Origin of the sequence: Inquilinus sp. CA228 (assembly GCF_052078665.1) — a bacterium.
In the GTDB taxonomy this organism is placed as follows: domain Bacteria; phylum Pseudomonadota; class Alphaproteobacteria; order DSM-16000; family Inquilinaceae; genus Inquilinus.
In genome coordinates this window covers 1-16,607 of sequence record NZ_JBQJIK010000043.1, presented here as the reverse complement: position 1 = coordinate 16,607, position 16,607 = coordinate 1, and the positions used below count along the sequence as shown (strand labels likewise).

The 16,607-nt window shown below is 70.3% G+C and carries 16 protein-coding genes; 8 read left to right on the top strand and 8 right to left on the bottom strand.

What is annotated here, in order from left to right; translation table 11 throughout:
• Positions 1 to 6 precede the first annotated feature (6 nt).
• Both ACTOWL_RS21280 and manD read right to left on the bottom strand, forming a co-directional pair.
• Positions 7 to 1,344, bottom strand: a complete 1,338-nt coding sequence (locus ACTOWL_RS21280; RefSeq protein WP_441323279.1) for an MFS transporter — start codon at positions 1,342 to 1,344, stop codon at positions 7 to 9.
• Positions 1,345 to 1,392: 48 nt separating this feature from the next.
• On the bottom strand, positions 1,393 to 2,601 hold the full coding sequence (gene manD / locus ACTOWL_RS21275) for a D-mannonate dehydratase ManD (RefSeq protein WP_441323278.1): 1,209 nt from the start codon (positions 2,599 to 2,601) through the stop codon (positions 1,393 to 1,395).
• A 178-nt stretch (positions 2,602 to 2,779) separates the two neighbouring features.
• Here manD and ACTOWL_RS21270 point away from each other — a divergent pair, with 178 nt between their 5' ends.
• Both ACTOWL_RS21270 and ACTOWL_RS21265 read left to right on the top strand, forming a co-directional pair.
• On the top strand, positions 2,780 to 3,505 hold the full coding sequence (locus ACTOWL_RS21270) for a GntR family transcriptional regulator (RefSeq protein ID WP_441323277.1): 726 nt from the start codon (positions 2,780 to 2,782) through the stop codon (positions 3,503 to 3,505).
• A gap of 94 nt (positions 3,506 to 3,599) precedes the next feature.
• Positions 3,600 to 4,385: an inositol monophosphatase family protein gene (locus ACTOWL_RS21265; protein WP_441323276.1), complete on the top strand. Its 786-nt coding sequence runs from the start codon at positions 3,600 to 3,602 to the stop codon at positions 4,383 to 4,385.
• Here the strand turns inward: ACTOWL_RS21265 and ACTOWL_RS21260 are convergent.
• A complete protein-coding gene (locus ACTOWL_RS21260; RefSeq protein WP_441323275.1) occupies positions 4,327 to 5,076 on the bottom strand; it encodes an HAD family hydrolase in 750 nt (249 codons plus the stop codon). The two genes, ACTOWL_RS21265 and ACTOWL_RS21260, sit on opposite strands and share 59 nt — an antisense overlap.
• 95 nt (positions 5,077 to 5,171) lie before the next feature.
• On the opposite strand from ACTOWL_RS21260, the gene ACTOWL_RS21255 reads away from it, so the two are divergent.
• The 4 genes from ACTOWL_RS21255 (at position 5,172) to rpmE (ending at position 7,314) form a co-directional block, all read left to right on the top strand.
• On the top strand, positions 5,172 to 5,741 hold the full coding sequence (locus tag ACTOWL_RS21255) for an AAA family ATPase (protein WP_441323274.1): 570 nt from the start codon (positions 5,172 to 5,174) through the stop codon (positions 5,739 to 5,741).
• 42 nt (positions 5,742 to 5,783) lie between these two features.
• Positions 5,784 to 6,590 carry an SDR family NAD(P)-dependent oxidoreductase gene (locus ACTOWL_RS21250; protein ID WP_441323273.1) on the top strand — a complete coding sequence of 269 codons (807 nt, stop codon included), beginning with the start codon at positions 5,784 to 5,786 and terminating at the stop codon, positions 6,588 to 6,590.
• Entirely contained in the window at positions 6,587 to 7,015 is a 429-nt protein-coding gene (locus ACTOWL_RS21245; protein ID WP_441323272.1) for an HIT domain-containing protein, read from the top strand. The genes ACTOWL_RS21250 and ACTOWL_RS21245 overlap by 4 nt, the downstream gene beginning before the upstream one ends.
• Before the next feature lie 71 nt (positions 7,016 to 7,086).
• Positions 7,087 to 7,314: a 50S ribosomal protein L31 gene (gene rpmE / locus ACTOWL_RS21240; RefSeq protein ID WP_429229227.1), complete on the top strand. Its 228-nt coding sequence runs from the start codon at positions 7,087 to 7,089 to the stop codon at positions 7,312 to 7,314.
• Positions 7,315 to 7,399: 85 nt separating this feature from the next.
• Here rpmE and ACTOWL_RS21235 read toward each other — a convergent pair whose 3' ends face one another.
• From ACTOWL_RS21235 to ACTOWL_RS21220, 4 genes are all read right to left on the bottom strand, one after another.
• Positions 7,400 to 8,140 carry a class I SAM-dependent methyltransferase gene (locus tag ACTOWL_RS21235; protein ID WP_441323271.1) on the bottom strand — a complete coding sequence of 247 codons (741 nt, stop codon included), beginning with the start codon at positions 8,138 to 8,140 and terminating at the stop codon, positions 7,400 to 7,402.
• 5 nt (positions 8,141 to 8,145) lie between these two features.
• Positions 8,146 to 9,186 carry a C-terminal binding protein gene (locus ACTOWL_RS21230; protein WP_441323270.1) on the bottom strand — a complete coding sequence of 347 codons (1,041 nt, stop codon included), beginning with the start codon at positions 9,184 to 9,186 and terminating at the stop codon, positions 8,146 to 8,148.
• 14 nt (positions 9,187 to 9,200) lie between these two features.
• Positions 9,201 to 9,542 (bottom strand): hypothetical protein, encoded by a 342-nt coding sequence (locus tag ACTOWL_RS21225; RefSeq protein ID WP_441323269.1) that lies wholly within the window; start codon positions 9,540 to 9,542, stop codon positions 9,201 to 9,203.
• 82 nt (positions 9,543 to 9,624) lie between these two features.
• Complete coding sequence (locus tag ACTOWL_RS21220; protein ID WP_441323268.1) at positions 9,625 to 10,803, bottom strand: UbiH/UbiF family hydroxylase; 1,179 nt, start codon at positions 10,801 to 10,803, stop codon at positions 9,625 to 9,627.
• 120 nt (positions 10,804 to 10,923) lie between these two features.
• On the opposite strand from ACTOWL_RS21220, the gene ettA reads away from it, so the two are divergent.
• A complete protein-coding gene (gene ettA / locus ACTOWL_RS21215; RefSeq protein WP_441323267.1) occupies positions 10,924 to 12,597 on the top strand; it encodes an energy-dependent translational throttle protein EttA in 1,674 nt (557 codons plus the stop codon).
• Between the two features lie 244 nt (positions 12,598 to 12,841).
• On the opposite strand, the gene ACTOWL_RS21210 is transcribed toward ettA, so the two are convergent.
• On the bottom strand, positions 12,842 to 13,801 hold the full coding sequence (locus ACTOWL_RS21210; protein WP_441323266.1) for a hypothetical protein: 960 nt from the start codon (positions 13,799 to 13,801) through the stop codon (positions 12,842 to 12,844).
• A 440-nt stretch (positions 13,802 to 14,241) separates the two neighbouring features.
• Between ACTOWL_RS21210 and ACTOWL_RS21205 the strand changes: the two genes are divergently transcribed.
• Positions 14,242 to 16,607: beta strand repeat-containing protein (locus ACTOWL_RS21205; RefSeq protein ID WP_441323265.1), on the top strand; the 2,366-nt coding region annotated here is incomplete at its 3' end.

Sequence of the window (16,607 nt, the reverse complement as noted above, 5' to 3'; positions counted from 1 at the left end):
CCTGGGTCAGGAATGGGCGGCGGCGGGCGCGCCGATCAGGTCGGCGCGGCGCGACAGGCGCGGCGCCGTCTCCGGCAGCGCCCGGGCGCAGAGCAGGGTGATGACGCAGCCCAGCGCGATATAGGCGCACAGATACCACGGCGTGCCGTCGCCGACCTCCAGCAGCCAGCCGGCGGCCAGCGTGCCGGCCGACCCGATCAGGGCGCCGATCTGCTGCACGAAGGACACGCCGCTGGCCCGCACCTTGGTCGGGAACAGCTCGGAATAGAACGCCGCCTGCGGCCCGTACATGGCGCTGTGGCCCAGGGCGAGCGCCGCGGCCAGGCCGATCCAGATCACCCCGTCCATCCGGGCATAGACCAAGCCGAAGACCGGGACCGTCGCGATCAGCACGCAGGCGGCGCCGAACAGGTACACCGGCTTGCGGCCGATCCGGTCCGACAGCGCGCCGAACAGCGGCAACGTGACCAGCTCCAGCAGGATGGCGACCAGCATCGCCGTGGTCATGGTCGGCCGGTCGATGCCGCGGCTGGTGGCGTAGGCGGCGATCAGCACGGCGAAGCTGGTGAAGGCGATGCTCTCGGCCAGCTTGCTGCCGCAGCCCAGCACCAACGACCGGCGGTGGCTGCGCACCACCTCGACCAGCGGATGCGCATCCTCCGCCCGGCGTTTCCGCATCTCCAGGAACAGCGGCGATTCGGTCAGCTGCAGGCGGATGTAGAGGCCGATGCCGACCAGCAGGATGCTGAGCAGGAACGGGATGCGCCAGCCCCAGCTCAGGAACGCCTCCTCCGACAGGGTGGAGGTCAGCACCGCGAAGATGCCGAGCGGCAGCACGAAGCCGGCCGGGGCGCCGATCTGCACCCAGGAGCCAAAGAAGCCGCGGCGCCGTGACGGCGCGTGCTCGCACATGATCAGGATGGCGTTGCCCTGCTCGCCGCCGATGCCGAAGCCGTGCAGCAGGCGGATGAACAGCAGGGTCAGCGGCGCCCAGATGCCGATCTCGTTGTAGGTCGGCATCAGGCCGATGACGAAGGTGGCGATGCCGACGATCAGCAGGGTGATGACCAGCGCCTGCTTGCGGCCGTAACGATCGCCGATATAGCCGAACAGCAGGCCGCCGACCGGCCGGGCGAAGAAGCCGGCGGCGTAGGTGCCGAGCGCCGTCAGCGACCCGATCAACGGGTCGAGGTCGGGGAAGAACAGCTTGTTGAACACCAGCGCCGAGGCGGTGGCGTAGATGAAGAAATCGTACCACTCGACCGTGGTGCCGATGCAGGACGCGATCGCGATCCGCCGCATCATCGCAGGCGATGTCGCCGCCGTGGCCTTCTGCTCTTCCATGTCGTCCTCCCGTCGGGCCGTCCCGCGGCCTCTTCGATCGGTTGTGGGCTACCAGCTGGTCAGGGTGCCGTCCTCGAGCCGCGCCACCGGCAGGTAGGCGGGGTCGTAGGGGAAGCGGGCGGCCAGCTTCTCGTCGATGTCGACGCCATGGCCGGGCGCCTCGCCGGGATGCATGTACCCGTCGGCGAAGGACCAGGCGTGGGGGAACACCTCCAGCGCCGGCTCGGGATAGCCCATGTATTCCTGGACGCCGAAATTCGGCACCCACAGGTCGAAATGCAGGGCCGCGCCCATGCACACCGGCGACAGGTCGGACGGGCCGTGGCAGCCGGTGCGGACATGGTGCAGGGCGGCGAAATCTGCGATCCGGCGCAGATGGGTGATGCCGCCGGCATGGGTCAGCGTCGCCCGGATGTAGTCGATCAGCTGCTCCTCGATCAGCAGCTTGCAGTCCCAGATGCTGTTGAACACCTCGCCGACCGCGATCGGGGTGGTGGTGTGCTGCCGGATCAGGCGATAGGCCTCCTGGTTCTCGGCCGCGACCGGGTCCTCCAGCCAGAACAGGGCATAGGGCTCGACCGCCTTGCCCAGCCGCGCCGCCTCGATCGGCGTCAGCCGGTGGTGCACGTCGTGCAGCAGATGGCCGTCGAAGCCGTACTTCGCGCGCACCGCCTCGAACAGCTTGGGTACGTAGTTCAGGTACTTCTCGGTCGACCAGCCCTGCTCCTCGGGCCAGCCCTTGGTCGCTGGCTCATAGGAATCGCCGCCCTTGCTGACGCCGTAGACCGAGTCCATGCCGGGCACGCCGCACTGCACGCGGATCGCCTTGTAGCCCTTCTCCTGATAGGCGGCGTAGCGGTCCAGCGTCTCCGGGATGTCGCGGCCGGTGGCGTGGCTGTAGACCATCACGCCGTCGCGCGAGGCGCCGCCCAGCAGCTGGTACAGCGGCAGCCCGGCGACCTTGGCCTTGATGTCCCACAGCGCCATGTCGACGGCGGCGATCGCGCTCATCGTCACCGGGCCGCGGCGCCAATAGGCGCCCTTGTACAGGTACTGCCAGATGTCCTCGATGCGGTGCGGGTCGCGCCCCACCAGCAGCGGGCAGACATGGTCGCGGAGATAGCTGGCCACCGCCAGCTCGCGCCCGTTCAGCGTGGCGTCGCCGACGCCGTGCACGCCCTCGTCGGTGACCAGCTTCAGCGTGACGAAGTTGCGCCCGGGGCAGGTGACGATGACATCGGCGCGGACGATCTTCATGGCGCGTTCTCTCCCGGTTCCGGCTTCTCCAGCGCCGCTTCGGGGCGGCGGGCAGCGGCTGATCCATAGCCTATCTTTAATCACCATACAAGTATGGCGAGAACAGAGGGCGGTGAGCTACCCAGCCGGGCGATCCCCTGTATGCTGGGGGCCGCAACGGGGCGGAACGGGAGGACGCATGGCCGGACGACGGAGGGCCGACCAGCCCAGGACATTGCCGGACGGCATCCCCCTGGGCGGCGACGGGCCGATCGGCCGGCAGGTCTATGAGGGGCTGCGCCAGGCGATCATCACCGGCCTGCTGCCGCCCGGCATCGCGCTGTCCGAGAAGGACGGGTCGGAGATGTTCGGCGTGTCGCGCCAGCCGGTGCGCGAGGCCTTCATCAAGCTGGTCGAGGCCGGGCTGCTGCAGGTGCTGCCGCAGCGCGGCACCCGGGTGCGCAAGATCTCGCGCCGCCAGGTCGAGCAGGGCCGCTTCATCCGCGAGGCGGTGGAGGCGGCGGTGGTGCGGCTTGCGGCCGAGAGCATCGACGCGGCGGGCCTGCAGCGGCTGGACCGCAACCTGGAGGCGCAGCACGACGCGGCCCGGCGGCACGACCATGCCGGCTTCCTGGCGCTTGACGAGGGCTTCCACCGCCTGATCATCGAGGCGATCGACTGCCTGCCGGCCTGGAGCACGATCGAGAACATGAAGGCGCAGATGGACCGGGTGCGCTATCTCAGCCTGCCCGACGTCTCGCCGCTCGAGATGCTGATCGCCCAGCATGAGGAGATCGTCGCCGGGCTGCGGGCGCACGATCCGGATGCGGCCGAGGCGGCGATGCGCCGGCATTTGCGCGAGATCCTGTCGTCGCTCGGCCCGATCGCCGAGCGCCGGCCGGAGCTGTTCGAGCAGGATGCCTGACCGGCCGTTCCTGGCAGGGTCCTGCATTCCGCGGTTGCCGGAGGGGGCCGGGTCCCGGATGATCCCGGCTTTCCCGAGCGGACAGGAGTTTCCGGTGAGCGATCAGCAGACCCTCGCCCTGATGCGGATCGTGGCCGAGGCGCTGGCCCGGGCCGGCGGCCGGCTGGCCCTGGCCCATCTGGCTGAGCACAAGGCGCTGGAGATCGAGGCCAAGGGGCCGCAGGACTTCGTCACCGTGGTCGACAAGGCGGTCGAGACCCTGATCCGCGGCCGGCTCAAGGAGATCTTCCCCGACCACGCCGTGCTGGGCGAGGAGTTCGGGCTGGACCGGCAGGGCGCCCGCATCGTCTGGGGGCTGGACCCGATCGACGGCACCGCGAACTTCCTGCGCGACCGGCCGGTCTGGTGCGTCTCGATCGGCGCCACCATCGACGGCAAGCCGGCGCTCGGCGTGATCTACGAGCCGGTGCGGGACGAACTGTACAGCGCCGCGGCGGGGCAGGGCGCCACCCGCAACGGCACGCCGATCGCGGTCAACGCCGCGGCGCGGCCGGAGTCGGCGGTGATCGGCGTCGGCTACTCGCCGGGCCGCAAGGTGCCGGAGCATGTCGAGCAGATCGGCCACATCCTGACCCATGGCGGGGAGTACCGGCGGCTCGGCTCCTCCGCCATGTCGCTGGCCTATGTCGCCGACGGCCGCTTCGACGGCTACGCCGCCGCCCACACCAATGCCTGGGACGTGATGGCCGGGCTGGTGCTGGTGCAGGAGGCGGGCGGCGTGACCGACGATTTCATCGCGAGCGGGGCGCAGAGCGGCCCGGTCACCGCCGCGGCGCCGGGCGTCGCGGACCTGGCGCGCCAGCTCCGGGCGCTGGTCTGAGCACGTCGCCCAGGCTGTAGGTCGGCGGCGGCGTCCCCGCCGCCAGCCAGGCCGCGATCTCCGCCATGGTCGCGAAGCTGCGGCCGGCGCCGGCGGCCTTCAGCCGCTGCGCCAACTCGGCATCGGCATGGCCGCCGCCGGTGAAGCCGACCACCTTCATCCCGGCCCGGCGGGCGGCGGTGACGCCATGGACCGAATCCTCGATCACCAGGCAGTCCGCCGGGTCGGCGCCCATCTGCGAGGCGGCGTAGAGGAAGACGTCCGGGGCCGGCTTGCCGCGCTTCACCTGGCTGGCCGAGAACACATAAGGGTCGACCAGCGGCAGCAGCCCGGCCGTCTCCAGGTTGCGGCGCAGATTGGGCAGGCCGGTGGAGGAGGCGACGCAGGGCGGGTGGCCGAGTGCCGCGGCGGCCGCGATCGCCTCGGCGGCGCCGGCGATGGCGCGCAGATCGGTGACGAAGCGCCGGGCGCTCTCCGCCCTGATCTCCTCGATGATGCTGTCCTCGACCGCGAAGCCCAGCTCCGCCGCCAGCGTGCTCCAGGCCACGTGATGCGGCGTGCCGCAGAAGCGCCGGGCGATCTCGCTCGGCGCCACGGTGTGGCCCAGCCGGGCCAGCGCCTCGGAATCGATGGCGCAGAAGATCACTTCCGAATCGATCAGCACGCCGTCGCAGTCGAAGATCACCAGCATCGCAGGTCCGGGGCAGGGAGGCGCAGGGAATGGCGGGGCGACAACATCATGCCGCTGCGCTATGTGCAAGTCGCAGACGCGGCTACAGGATGACCATGAGGCCCAGGCGCATCCACATCACCGGCGCATCCGGCTCCGGCACCACGACGCTCGGCCGGGCGCTGGCGGCCGAGACCGGCGCGCCGCACCTGGACACCGACGATGTCTATTGGCTGCCGACCGACCCGCCGTTCCAGGAGAAGCGGCCGGTTCCCGACCGCCTCACGCTGCTCGACGACGCGTTCAGCCGGGCGGATCGCTGGCTGCTGACCGGCTCGCTGATCGGCTGGGGCGACCCGCTGATCCCGCGATTCGACCTGGTGGTCTTCCTCATTGTCCCGCCGGGGCTGCGGCTGGAACGGCTGCGGGCCCGCGAGGTCGAGCGCTACGGCGCCGCGGCGCTGGCCCCGGGCGGGCCGATGCACGTGGCCTACCAGGCCTTTCTCGACTGGGCCGAGGCCTACGACACCGGCACCCAGGTCAGCCGCAATCGCCAGGCGCACGAGGCCTGGCTGTCCCGGCTGCCCTGCCCGGTGCTGCGCATCGAGGGCGACACCACGGTGGCGGACCGGGTCCGGCGGGTGCTGGCCGTCAGGGTGCGCGAGGGCCAGGCGTGGCGCGGCTGAGCGCCTGGGATAGACTGTGCGAGACGAAAAAGGGGCATGACCATGACCGAACCTGACGCCCGCCTCGATGGGCCCCGCCTGGACGGCGAGGTGGCCCTGGTCACCGGGGCCAGCCGCGGCATCGGCGCCGCGGCGGCGCGGGTGCTGGCGGCCAGGGGCGCGGCGGTGGCGCTGACCGCGCGCTCGGCCGAGGCGATCGAGGAGATCGCGCGGGAGCTGACCGACGCCGGCGGCCAGGCCGTCGCCATCCCCGGCGACATCGGCGATGTCGGCTGGGCCGATCTGCTGGTGCAGGGGGCGACCGAGGCGCTGGGCGCGCCGACCATCCTGGTCAACAACGCCGGAATGGTCGGGCCGATCGGCCGCCTGCTCGACTGCGATCCCGCCGACTGGGCCCGCAACGTCACGGTCAACCTGCTGGGCGCCTATGCCGTGCTGCGGGCGGTGCTGCCCGGCATGGTCGAGGCCGGCGGCGGCACGGTGGTCAATGTCAGCTCCGGCGCCGCCGAGAACGTCTATGAGGGCTGGAGCGCGTATTGCGCCGGCAAGGCCGGGCTGGCGATGCTGACCCGGTCGCTGCACCTGGAATATGGCGGGCAGGGCATCCGTGCCTTCGGCTTCCGCCCGGGCACGGTCGACACCGAGATGCAGGGCGAGATCCGCGCCTCCGGCATCAACCCGGTCAGCCAGATGCCGCGCGAGGCGCATGCCCCGCCGGAGCATCCGGCCCGCGTCATCGCCTGGCTGTGCGGGCCCGAGGCGCAGGACCTGCTCGGCGAGGAGCTGAGCATCCGCGACCCGGAGCTGCGGCGCCGGGCCGGTTTGCCGACGGGGGGGCTGCCGTCATGAGCGCGAAGGACTCGGGCTTCGTCCTCGACCCGCGGATCGCGGCCTCGACCCTGCCGTGGCGCGACTGGTCGCTGTCGCAGGTGCGGCTGATGAACGACCGCCGCTTCCCCTGGCTGCTGCTGGTGCCGCGCCGGGCCCAGGCGGTGGAGTGGCATACCCTGGCGCCGGAGGACCAGGCGGTGCTGCACCAGGAGACCATGCTGGCCGCCTGCGCCCTGGCCGCGGTGTTCCCGGCGCTGAAGATCAACATCGGCGCGCTCGGCAACGTCGTGCCGCAGCTGCATGTCCATGTCCTGGCGCGGCAGGCGGGCGACGCCGCCTGGCCGGGACCGGTCTGGGGCGCCGGCACCGCCGAGCCCTACGGCCCCGGCGAGGCCGAGGCGCTGCTGGCCAGGCTGGGGACGGTGCTCGAGGAGTCGACCTGAGCCATGCGCGACCTTGCAATCCGCGGCGGGGTCGCGTATACGGCCCCCTCGTTTGTGCGGAGCCGGCGGCCATGAAGACCGATATCCATCCCCAGTACCATGAAATCAACGTCGTGATGACCGACGGGACCGAGTTCAAGACTCGCAGCACCTACGGCAAGGAGGGCGACACCCTCCGTCTCGACATTGATCCGAAGTCGCACCCGGCCTGGACCGGCGTGCAGAAGCTCGTGGACCGTGGCGGCCAGGTCGCCAAGTTCAACCGGCGCTTCGAGGCTTTCGGCCTGAAGAAGTCCTGATCGCGCGGCGCCCTGCGGGGCGCCTGCCGATGCTGGTGTGCGAGCCGGCCCCCGCAAGGGAGGCCGGCTTTTCGCATGTCCGCTCTCAGGCCAGCCGGCCCAGCGGGATGAAATCGCGTGACGACGGCGTCCAGGGGGCGCCGGTCCAGTCGCCCAGCCAGGACTCGACCGCCAGGCCGGCCTCGCCGATCAGCCGCTCGAGTTGCTCGCGCGGCGGGAAGGCGATGCGGGAGCGCGAGGACAGGACCCGGCCATCGGCGGCGATCCGGTAGCAGGTGCCGTAGGTGACGATGCCGGTGGCCGGGTCGTGCTCGCCATCGTTCCAGGCGTCGACCGGGCCGAAGCGGGGATGCTCGAGCCGCCGGGCCGACTCCGCCGGCGTCCACTCCCGCCATTCCTCCTGCGCCGGATTGCGGCTGTCGAAGATGAACCGACCGTCCGGCGCCAGATGCGCCGCGATGGTTTGCAGCGCCGCCAGTTGGTCCTCCGCCGTCAGGAACACCTGGAAGGCATGGCCTGTCATGACGATGAGGTCGAAGCGCCGGCCCAGCCGGACGCTGCGGCCGTCGCCCCGGACCCAGCTCACCCGGTCGCCGCCCGGCCGGGCGCGGGCGATGTCGAGCATTGCGTCCGCCGGGTCGACTCCGAACACCGTGCGCCCGCCCGCCAGATCCGCCGCCAGCCAGCCGGTGCCGCAGCCGAGGTCGAGCACCGAGGCGCAGCCTTCCGCCAGCGACCGGCAAGTGTCCTGGTCGGAGGACCAGGCGTTCTCGATGTCGTTGACGCTGGCCAGCTCCGGGTCGTCGTAGAGTCGGTCCTGGGCCATCGGACTCACCGGCGCAGCTTCTTGCGGTCCAGGACCGCCTCGTTGACGCAGTTGCGCAGGGCGCCGCTGCGCAGATAGGCGACCGTGGTCTCGGCCGACAGGCGGCGGGCATCGGCTTGGCTCTCCGGGCTCGACCACGCCGCGTGCGGGGTCAGGATCAGCCGGCCGTGCAGCCACTCCGGCTGCTCGCGATAGGCGGCCAGCAGCGGCGGCAGCGGCTCGGGCGGCGGCTCCTCCGGCAGCACGTCCAGCGCGGCGCCGGCGATCCGCCCCGCCTGCAGTGCGCCGTGCAGCGCCTCGAGGTCGACGATGGCGCCGCGGGCGGTGTTGATCAGCACCGCATGCGGCTGCATCACCGAGAAGGCGGCGTCGCCGAACAGCCGGTGGGTCTCCGGCGTCAGCGGCGCGTGGATCGAGACGATGTCGCTGGCCGAGAGCAGGTCCGACAGGGTCTCGACCCGGGTGACGCCCAGCGCGATCTCCATCCCGCGCGGGATGTAGGGGTCGTAGGCCAGGACCTCCAGCCCGAAGGCCTTGGCCCGCATCGCCGTGGCGGTGCCGATCCGGCCCAGCCCGACGATGCCGATGCGGGTGCCGCGGATCCGCCGGGCCAGGCGCCCGGCCTCCAGCGTGTAGTTGCCGGCCGGGTCGGCCTGCAGCGCCCGGTCATAGGCCGGGATGCCGCGCAGCAGCGCCAGCATCAGCCCGATGGCGTGGTCGGCCACCTCGCTGGTGCCGTAATCCGGCGTGTTGGCCACCGGAATGCCGGCGGCGCCGGCGGCCGCCAGGTCGATATGGTCGAAGCCGACCCCGGCCCGCACGATGATGCGGCAGCGCGGCATCTTGTCGATCACCGACTGGTCGACCCTGAGCTCGTGCCAGGTCAGGAGCGCGTCGCAGGTCGCGTAGACCTCGTCCGGGATCTTCTTCCGGTCGCGCTCGCGCCGGATCACGAACTCGACATCGGCGCCGCCGACCTGCCGTTCGATCACGGCGTCGTCGGCATATTGCGCGTCGGGCGTCAGGATGGTGAAGCGGGGCGCCATCAGGGACCGGCCGGTCAGTGGTCGGCGCGGTGCAGGATCGAATCCGCCAGGCCGGTGTCGTAGGCCAGGCCGTCGGCGGTGACGATGGCGGCGCCGGGGAAGCCGGAGCGGATCAGTCCCTTGCGCTCCAGCGCCGCGAACACCGCGATGTTGTGCAGCCCGGTCATGTCCCGGCCCATCACCACCGCGTCGCCGACATGATAGTGGTCGCCATGCGGCGGCGGGAAGCTGGAGACCAGCACGGTGCCGTCCTCCTGCTGCGTGGCGAAGCGGGGCGTCTGGGCCATCTGCTGCAGCACGGTCAGGGTCTTCAGCTGCAGCGGGTTGAGGCCGAGGGGGTTCGTCTTGGCGGGCATCGGGCGTCGTCGGTTGTGAGACAGGACGGGCCAGGCCCGTCACCGAACGGTAGCAGTGCCCGCCGCCGGCCGCCACAGGACGTTAGAGACCGCCCGGGGCGATGCCCTCCCGCATCAAGAGCCGGCGCAGCGGCGCCACCCGCTTCACCGCCTGCAGCGCCAAAGCGCGCAAAGCGAGGGCAGGGGCCGCATCGGTCAGCAGCGACCGGTTCAGCAGGTCGACCCCAGCACTGCGGCTGGCGACGTCGCCGCGCCGCCTGGCCTCGTAGCGCGCCATCACGGCGCCCGGATCGATGCCGGCGCGAATGGCCCCAGCCGCGACCTCGGCGATGGCCGCGGCGTCGCGGAAGCCGAGATTGAGGCCCTGGGCCCCGATCGGCGGCAGGGCATGGGCCGCCTCGCCGACCAGCGCGACCCGCGGCACCGCCAGGCGCCGGGCGGCCAGGCCGGACAGCGCGAAGTCCTGGCGCGGCCCGTCCAGCGTCACCGCGCCCAGGATCGGCTCGGCCCGCCGCCCGATCGCCCGGGCCAGAGCGTCGTCGTCGAGCGCCGCCAGCGCCGCGGCCTCGGCCGGCCGCGTCACCCAGACCAAGCTCGACCGCCGGTCGCCCAGCGGCACCAAAGTGAACGGGCCGGCTTCGGTGTGGATCTCGGTCGAGATGTCGTCATGGCCGCGGGCATGGCGCAGCGTGGTCACCAGCGCCGCCTGGTCGTAGCCCCAGCGCCGCACCCCGATGCCGGCCGCCGCGCGCACCGCGGAGTTGCGGCCATCGGCGCCGACAACCAGCCGGGCGCGCAGCGTCTCGCCGCCGCTGGTCCGCACCGTCACGCCGCCGACCCCGATGCGGATCTCCGCCGCCGTGTCGGTGACCCGGCGCAGACCCGGCATGGTGGCGACGGCCTTGGCCAGGGCGGCGACCAGGTCGCGGTTGGCGATGTTGTGGCCGAAGGTCTCCCGGCCGATCTCGGCGGCGCGGAACACCACCTCCGGCCCGCTGATCCGGCGGCCGCCGTCGTCGATCAGCCGGATCGCCCGCATCGGCGCCGCCACCGACAGCAAGGCCGGCCAGATCCCGGCCCGCTCCAGGATCGCGACCGACCCGGCCAGAAGGCCGGTGGTGCGGTGGTCGTCCGGCGCCGGCGGGGCGACCAGCACGGTGGCGACGCCGCCCTGGGCCAGCAGCAGCGCGGCCAGCAGCCCGGCCGGGCCGCCGCCGACCACGATCGCATCGGCCTCGGGTGTCTTGCGGGTGCGAGTCATGCGCGCACCATAGCAGGCGATCGCGGCGTTCGGCCTGCGGCCGAAGCAGCCCTGGCCTTCGGCGCTCCCATGGGCTAAAACGCGGGCCTCCCCAGACCGGTATACGCGGAGCGGCTTCCGATGGCCTCCTACCAGTACGTCTTCGTGATGAAGGACATGACCAAGGCCTATCCGGGCGGCAAGGTCGTGCTGGAGAAGATCTGGCTGTCCTTCCTGCCGGGGGTGAAGATCGGCGTGCTCGGCCCGAACGGCTCCGGCAAGTCGACCCTGATGCGGATCATGGCCGGCATGGACAAGGAGTTCACCGGCGAGGCCTGGGTCGCCCAGGGCGCCACCGTCGGCCACCTGTCGCAGGAGCCGCAGCTCGATCCGACCAAGACCGTCGCCGAGAACGTCATGGAGGGCCTGGCCCCGATCAAGGCGCTGGTCGACCGCTTCAACGCCGTCAGCGAGGCGATGGGCGAGCCCGATGCCGATTTCGACGCGCTGATCGCCGAGCAGTCCGAGCTGCAGGAGAAGATCGACGCCGCCGATGCCTGGGACCTCGACCGCACCGTCGAGATCGCCATGGACGCGCTGCGCTGCCCGCCCGGCGACAGCGAGGTGACCAACCTGTCCGGCGGCGAGCGCCGCCGCGTGGCGCTGGCCAAGCTGCTGCTGGCCAAGCCGGACCTCTTGCTTCTCGATGAGCCCACCAACCATCTCGACGCCGAATCCGTGGCCTGGCTGGAGCATCATCTCGAGGACTACAAGGGCACCGTGGTCATGGTCACCCATGACCGCTACTTCCTCGACAACGTCACCGGCTGGATCCTCGAGCTCGACCGCGGCCGCGGCATCCCCTACGAGGGCAACTACTCGGCCTATCTCGAGGCCAAGGAAAAGCGCCTGGCCCTGGAGTCCAAGGAGGAGTCGGGCCGGCAGAAGACGCTCGCCAGCGAGCTGGAGTGGATCCGGCAGGGCGCCCGCGGCCGCCAGGCCAAGCAGAAGGCGCGCATCCACGCCTATGAGGAGTTGATGGCGCAGAGCCGCGACCAGGCTCCGGGCCAGGCCCAGATCCTGATCCCGACTCCGGAGCGCCTCGGCGACAACGTGATCGACGCCCAGGGCCTGTCCAAGGGCTTCGGCGACCGGCTGCTGATCGACAATCTCAGCTTCCGCCTGCCGCGCGGCGGCATCGTCGGCGTGATCGGGCCGAACGGCGCCGGCAAGTCGACCCTGTTCCGGATGATCACCGGCCAGGATTCGCCGGATGGCGGCGCGCTGAAGGTCGGCGAGACGGTCAAGCTCGGCTATGTCGACCAGAGCCGCGACGATCTCTCCCCGAACAAGACGGTGTGGGAGGAGATCTCCGGCGGGCTCGACGAGATCGACCTCGGCAAGCGCAAGATGCCCAGCCGGGCCTATGTCGGCGCCTTCAACTTCAAGGGCGGCGACCAGCAGAAGAAGGTCGGCCAGCTGTCGGGCGGCGAGCGCAACCGCGTCCACCTGGCAAAGATGCTGAAATCCGGCGCCAACGTCCTGCTGCTCGACGAGCCGACCAACGACCTCGACGTCGAGACGCTGCGGGCGCTGGAGGAATCGCTGCTGACCTTCCCCGGCTGCGCCATCGTGATCAGCCACGACCGCTTCTTCCTCGACCGCCTGGCCACCCACATGCTGGCCTTCGAGGGCGACAGCGAAGTGGTGTGGTTCGAGGGCAATTACGAGGATTACGAGAAGGACCGCCACCGCCGCCTGGGCACCGAGGCGGACCAGCCGCACCGCATCAAGTACAAGCCGCTGACGCGCTGAGGCGGCCCGTCGCCCGAACGTCCTCCACCAGTGTTGGCGTTCGGCAGGGTCAAGCAGGGCAACTAAGAGCCCGTCCGAGAATAAGTGAGCCGATTGATGATCGGACTCCCACCCAACTGTCATGCCCGGGCTTGACCCGGGCATCCAGAGAATGTCGACATCTTCTGGATTGCCGGGTCAAGCCCGGCAATGACAATAAAAAAATAACATCTTCTTCTCTGGAGCATTAATTCTCGGGCGAAGCCTAAGCCTCTCTGACACGCTCCGGCATCGCCGTCGCGCCGGCGAGCCAGATCGGATTGAACAGGTCGACCAACGCTCTGTAGGACGGTGGGTCGACCTGGTCGAGCCCGCCTCCCTGGTTGCCCGCCAGAAACCGGCCGACGCCGTGGTCGACCGCGGCCAGATCTGGAATCCGCAGTCCCAGTGACGCCAGGTCACCGGCAACCGAAGTCCGAGGTGGCAGATATGCATCGGCGGAGCGCAGCCGCATGCTCGGTGCTGGAAGCCGGACCATCACCATTCGGGTCACCGATGGCTGTGCGTCGGGATCGATGATCGTCGCGCCGCACATGAAGCCGGCCAGCACGCTCGCCGGCGGCGTCGGTGAGAACAGGCAGAACAGCATGTGCGCATTGCCGTCAATTTCGCGCAGGTTGAGGTGCATGGCCCGTCCTGTCACCTCCAGCGGGCCTTCAAGATGCAATCGGTTGGTCGGCAGGCGCTCCGAATAGCGCGCGAGAAGCCCCTGCGAGCCCTGCTGTTGCGCGATTGAAAATTCTCCCCGGATGAGCTGGCCGCGAAAATAGGGCGACCAGGCATGCGAGTAGCAGGCGTAGGTCCCTGCGAATGACAGGTTCCGCTCCTGCCGCTGCTTTGACGTCGAAGGCCGCGACGATTCGAGCCGCCGTTCCAGCATGTCGCGGTCGCAACTGTGCCGGGCGCAGATGACCTCGATGAAGTCGTCGAGCTCGCAATCGGCGATCCAGGCTCCGGGGCGATCGAGATCCACGACTTTCGCCCAGTCCTCGTAAAGCCGGGATTCGCGGGGGCGGGCACGCCCCTGGATCCATTTGTGAGCGCGATCGATATCGAACGACGTCGCCGGGTTGACGCGACGGAACGCTGCCGCGAGATCCTTGAGCGTCACGGCGCCGACGAGAGCAGCCGTCACTCGCAGCTTCCGATCGATATCCCGCGCCACACCCCCTCCTTCGTTGCCCTGCCTCCACGGCGGCAGCGATTTTCCAGGACAAGTTTTCCAGGAAAAGACAAAGAATTCTATACACTCAGATCCGGTTTTCTGGGACCAATATCCTCGAAATTTTCGAAATCCAAGGCTTGCGGGTTCAGGCGCAGGCAGGCCACTCGTCAGAAGGCCGCGCTGGCGACAATGGTTGGATAGTTGATCATCGACGTAGTAACGGCTGGGAACCGGCTGTCATCCGACGGTCGACTTTGGAAATATTAGCGCGGAACGGTCGTGCCTCATGGCCGACGTCAACGGCGACAAGGCGCCGGATTTCGCCATCAACGTCGTCTCCGACCACCCGCTGACCGCAGCCGACTTCGTGCTGTAGCGGCCTTTCGGGCCTGCCCGTCCTCCTCGGGCGGCGGGTCAATTCACATGCCGGGAGTCACGTCATGACCAGCTATCTGTTTAGTGTCGACGGCCAGGAGACGGGCACGGTCTTCGGCGACGGCGTTGCAGCCTTTGTCGACAACCTCGACTTCTTCGACACGGAGGACATCGTGGCGGGCGTGCCGGGGGGGCAGCAGCTCCAATTCGTCTTCGCCGGGGACATGGTCCTGAACCTCGCCGGCTATAACGGCATCAGCGGCTTCTCGAGGATCTTGGCCGAGATCGACGGGCTGATCACCCTGGCGATCGGCCAGGATTTCTACGACAGCAACGCCTCCGGCGGATACCTCTACGTCCAAGGTGAGTCCCTCTCGGACGCCACCGTCACCCTGGACGCCAGCGCGCTCGGCGCCGCCAGCGCGGTCTACCTGCGATCCGTGTCGGCCGGGAACGACGTGCTCACCGGCGGGCAGGGCGACGACACCCTGGTGGGGGAGGGGGCCGGCGCCGACCAGCTCAACGGCGGCGGCGGCGACGATCTCCTGCGCTTCGACTACTCGCCGGGCGGCGTGACGGTCGACCTGGCGGCGGGCACGGGCAGCGGCGGCGATGCCCAGGGCGATACCTACACCAGCATCGAGAACGTCATCGGGTCGGGCTTCGCCGACAGGCTGACGGGCGACGCCGGCAGCAATAGCCTCCTCGGCGGCGCCGGGGCCGACCAGCTGGACGGCGGCGGTGGCATCGATTTCCTGCGCTTCGACCTGTCGCCGGACGGTGTGACGGTCGACCTGGCGGCGGGCACGGCAAGCGGCGGCGACGCCCAGGGCGACACCTACACCAGCTTCGAGAACGTCGTCGGGTCGGGCTTCGCCGACAGGCTGACGGGCGACGCCGGCAGCAATGCCCTCGTCGGCCTCGAGGGCGACGACACGCTTCAGGGCGGCGCGGGCGACGACGAGCTGGATGGCGGTGGCGGCTCCGACTTCGCCAACTACCAGGGCTCGACGCAGGCGGTGACGGTCAACCTGCTGGCCGGCTCGGCCTCGGGCGGCGACGCCCAGGGCGACACGCTGACCAGCATCGAGAACCTCTACGGCTCCAGCCACAACGACGTCCTCACCGGCTCGGCTGACAACAACAGCCTGGAAGGCTATGGCGGGGCCGACACGCTGAACGGCGACGCCGGAAACGATGAACTGGGTGGCGGCGACGGGGACGACGCGCTGAACGGCGGCGCCGGCATCGACCGTCTCTTCGGTGACGCCGGGGATGACATTCTGAACGGCGGCGACGGCAACGACTACCTCTTCGGTGACGCCGGGGATGACATTCTGAACGGCGGTGAAGGCCTCGACACCGTCACCTATGCTTTCAGCTCGGCCGCCGTGATCGTGACGATCGGCGGGGTCGGGCTCGGCGGCGAGGCCCAGGGCGACGTGGTCGGCACGGATGTCGAGAGCATCGAGGGCAGCAACGGCTTCAACGACATCCTCACCGGCTCGGCTGGCGACAACGGGCTGTTCGGGTTCGCCGGCAACGACCTCCTGGTCGGGCTCGCCGGCGCCGACAGCCTGAACGGCGGCAGCGGCGACGATGTCCTCCAGGGCGGTGCCGGGGCCGACACACTGAGTGGCAGCGGCGGCGACGATGTCATCCAGGGTGGTGCCGGGGCCGACACGCTGAGCGGCGGCGCCGGCATCGATACACTGAACCTCATCGACCTCGCCGCTGGCGTGATGGTCGACCTGGCCGCGATCGCGCTGGCCGGCACCGGCACGGTCGCCGGCGACACGGTCGATGCCAGCTTCGAGAATGTCTATGGGTCGGCCGTCGGCGGCGATACCCTGTCCGGGGACGGCTCCGCCAACTGGCTGTTCGGCTATGGCGGCAACGATACCCTGGGCGGAGCCGGCGGGACGGATGTGCTCGATGGCGGGGATGGCCAGGACACGCTGATCGGCGGAGCCGGCATGGATCTGCTGTATGGCGGCGCCGGTACCGACACGGCGAGCTATGCCGCCAGTGCCGCCGCGGTCCGGGTCGACCTCTCCGTGGTCGCGGCCGCCGGGGGCGACGCGCAGGGCGACATCCTGCAGGGCATCGAGAATCTCGAAGGCAGCGCCGGCAACGACATCCTCGACGGCGACGCCCTGGCCAACACCCTGGCGGGGGGAGCCGGCAACGACGTGCTCAGCGGCAAGGGCGGCAACGACCTCCTCCGCGCCGGCGCCGGGGCGGACGCGCTCGATGGCGGCACCGGCATTGACACCGCCTCCTATTTCGACAGCGGCGTGGGCGTGACGGTCAACCTGGCCACCGGGGCCGGGACCGGCGGCGATGCCCAGGGCGACACCCTGGCCGGCGTCGAGAACGTCAATGGCAGCCAGTTCGGCGACAGCCTGACCGGCAATGCCGGTGCCAATGC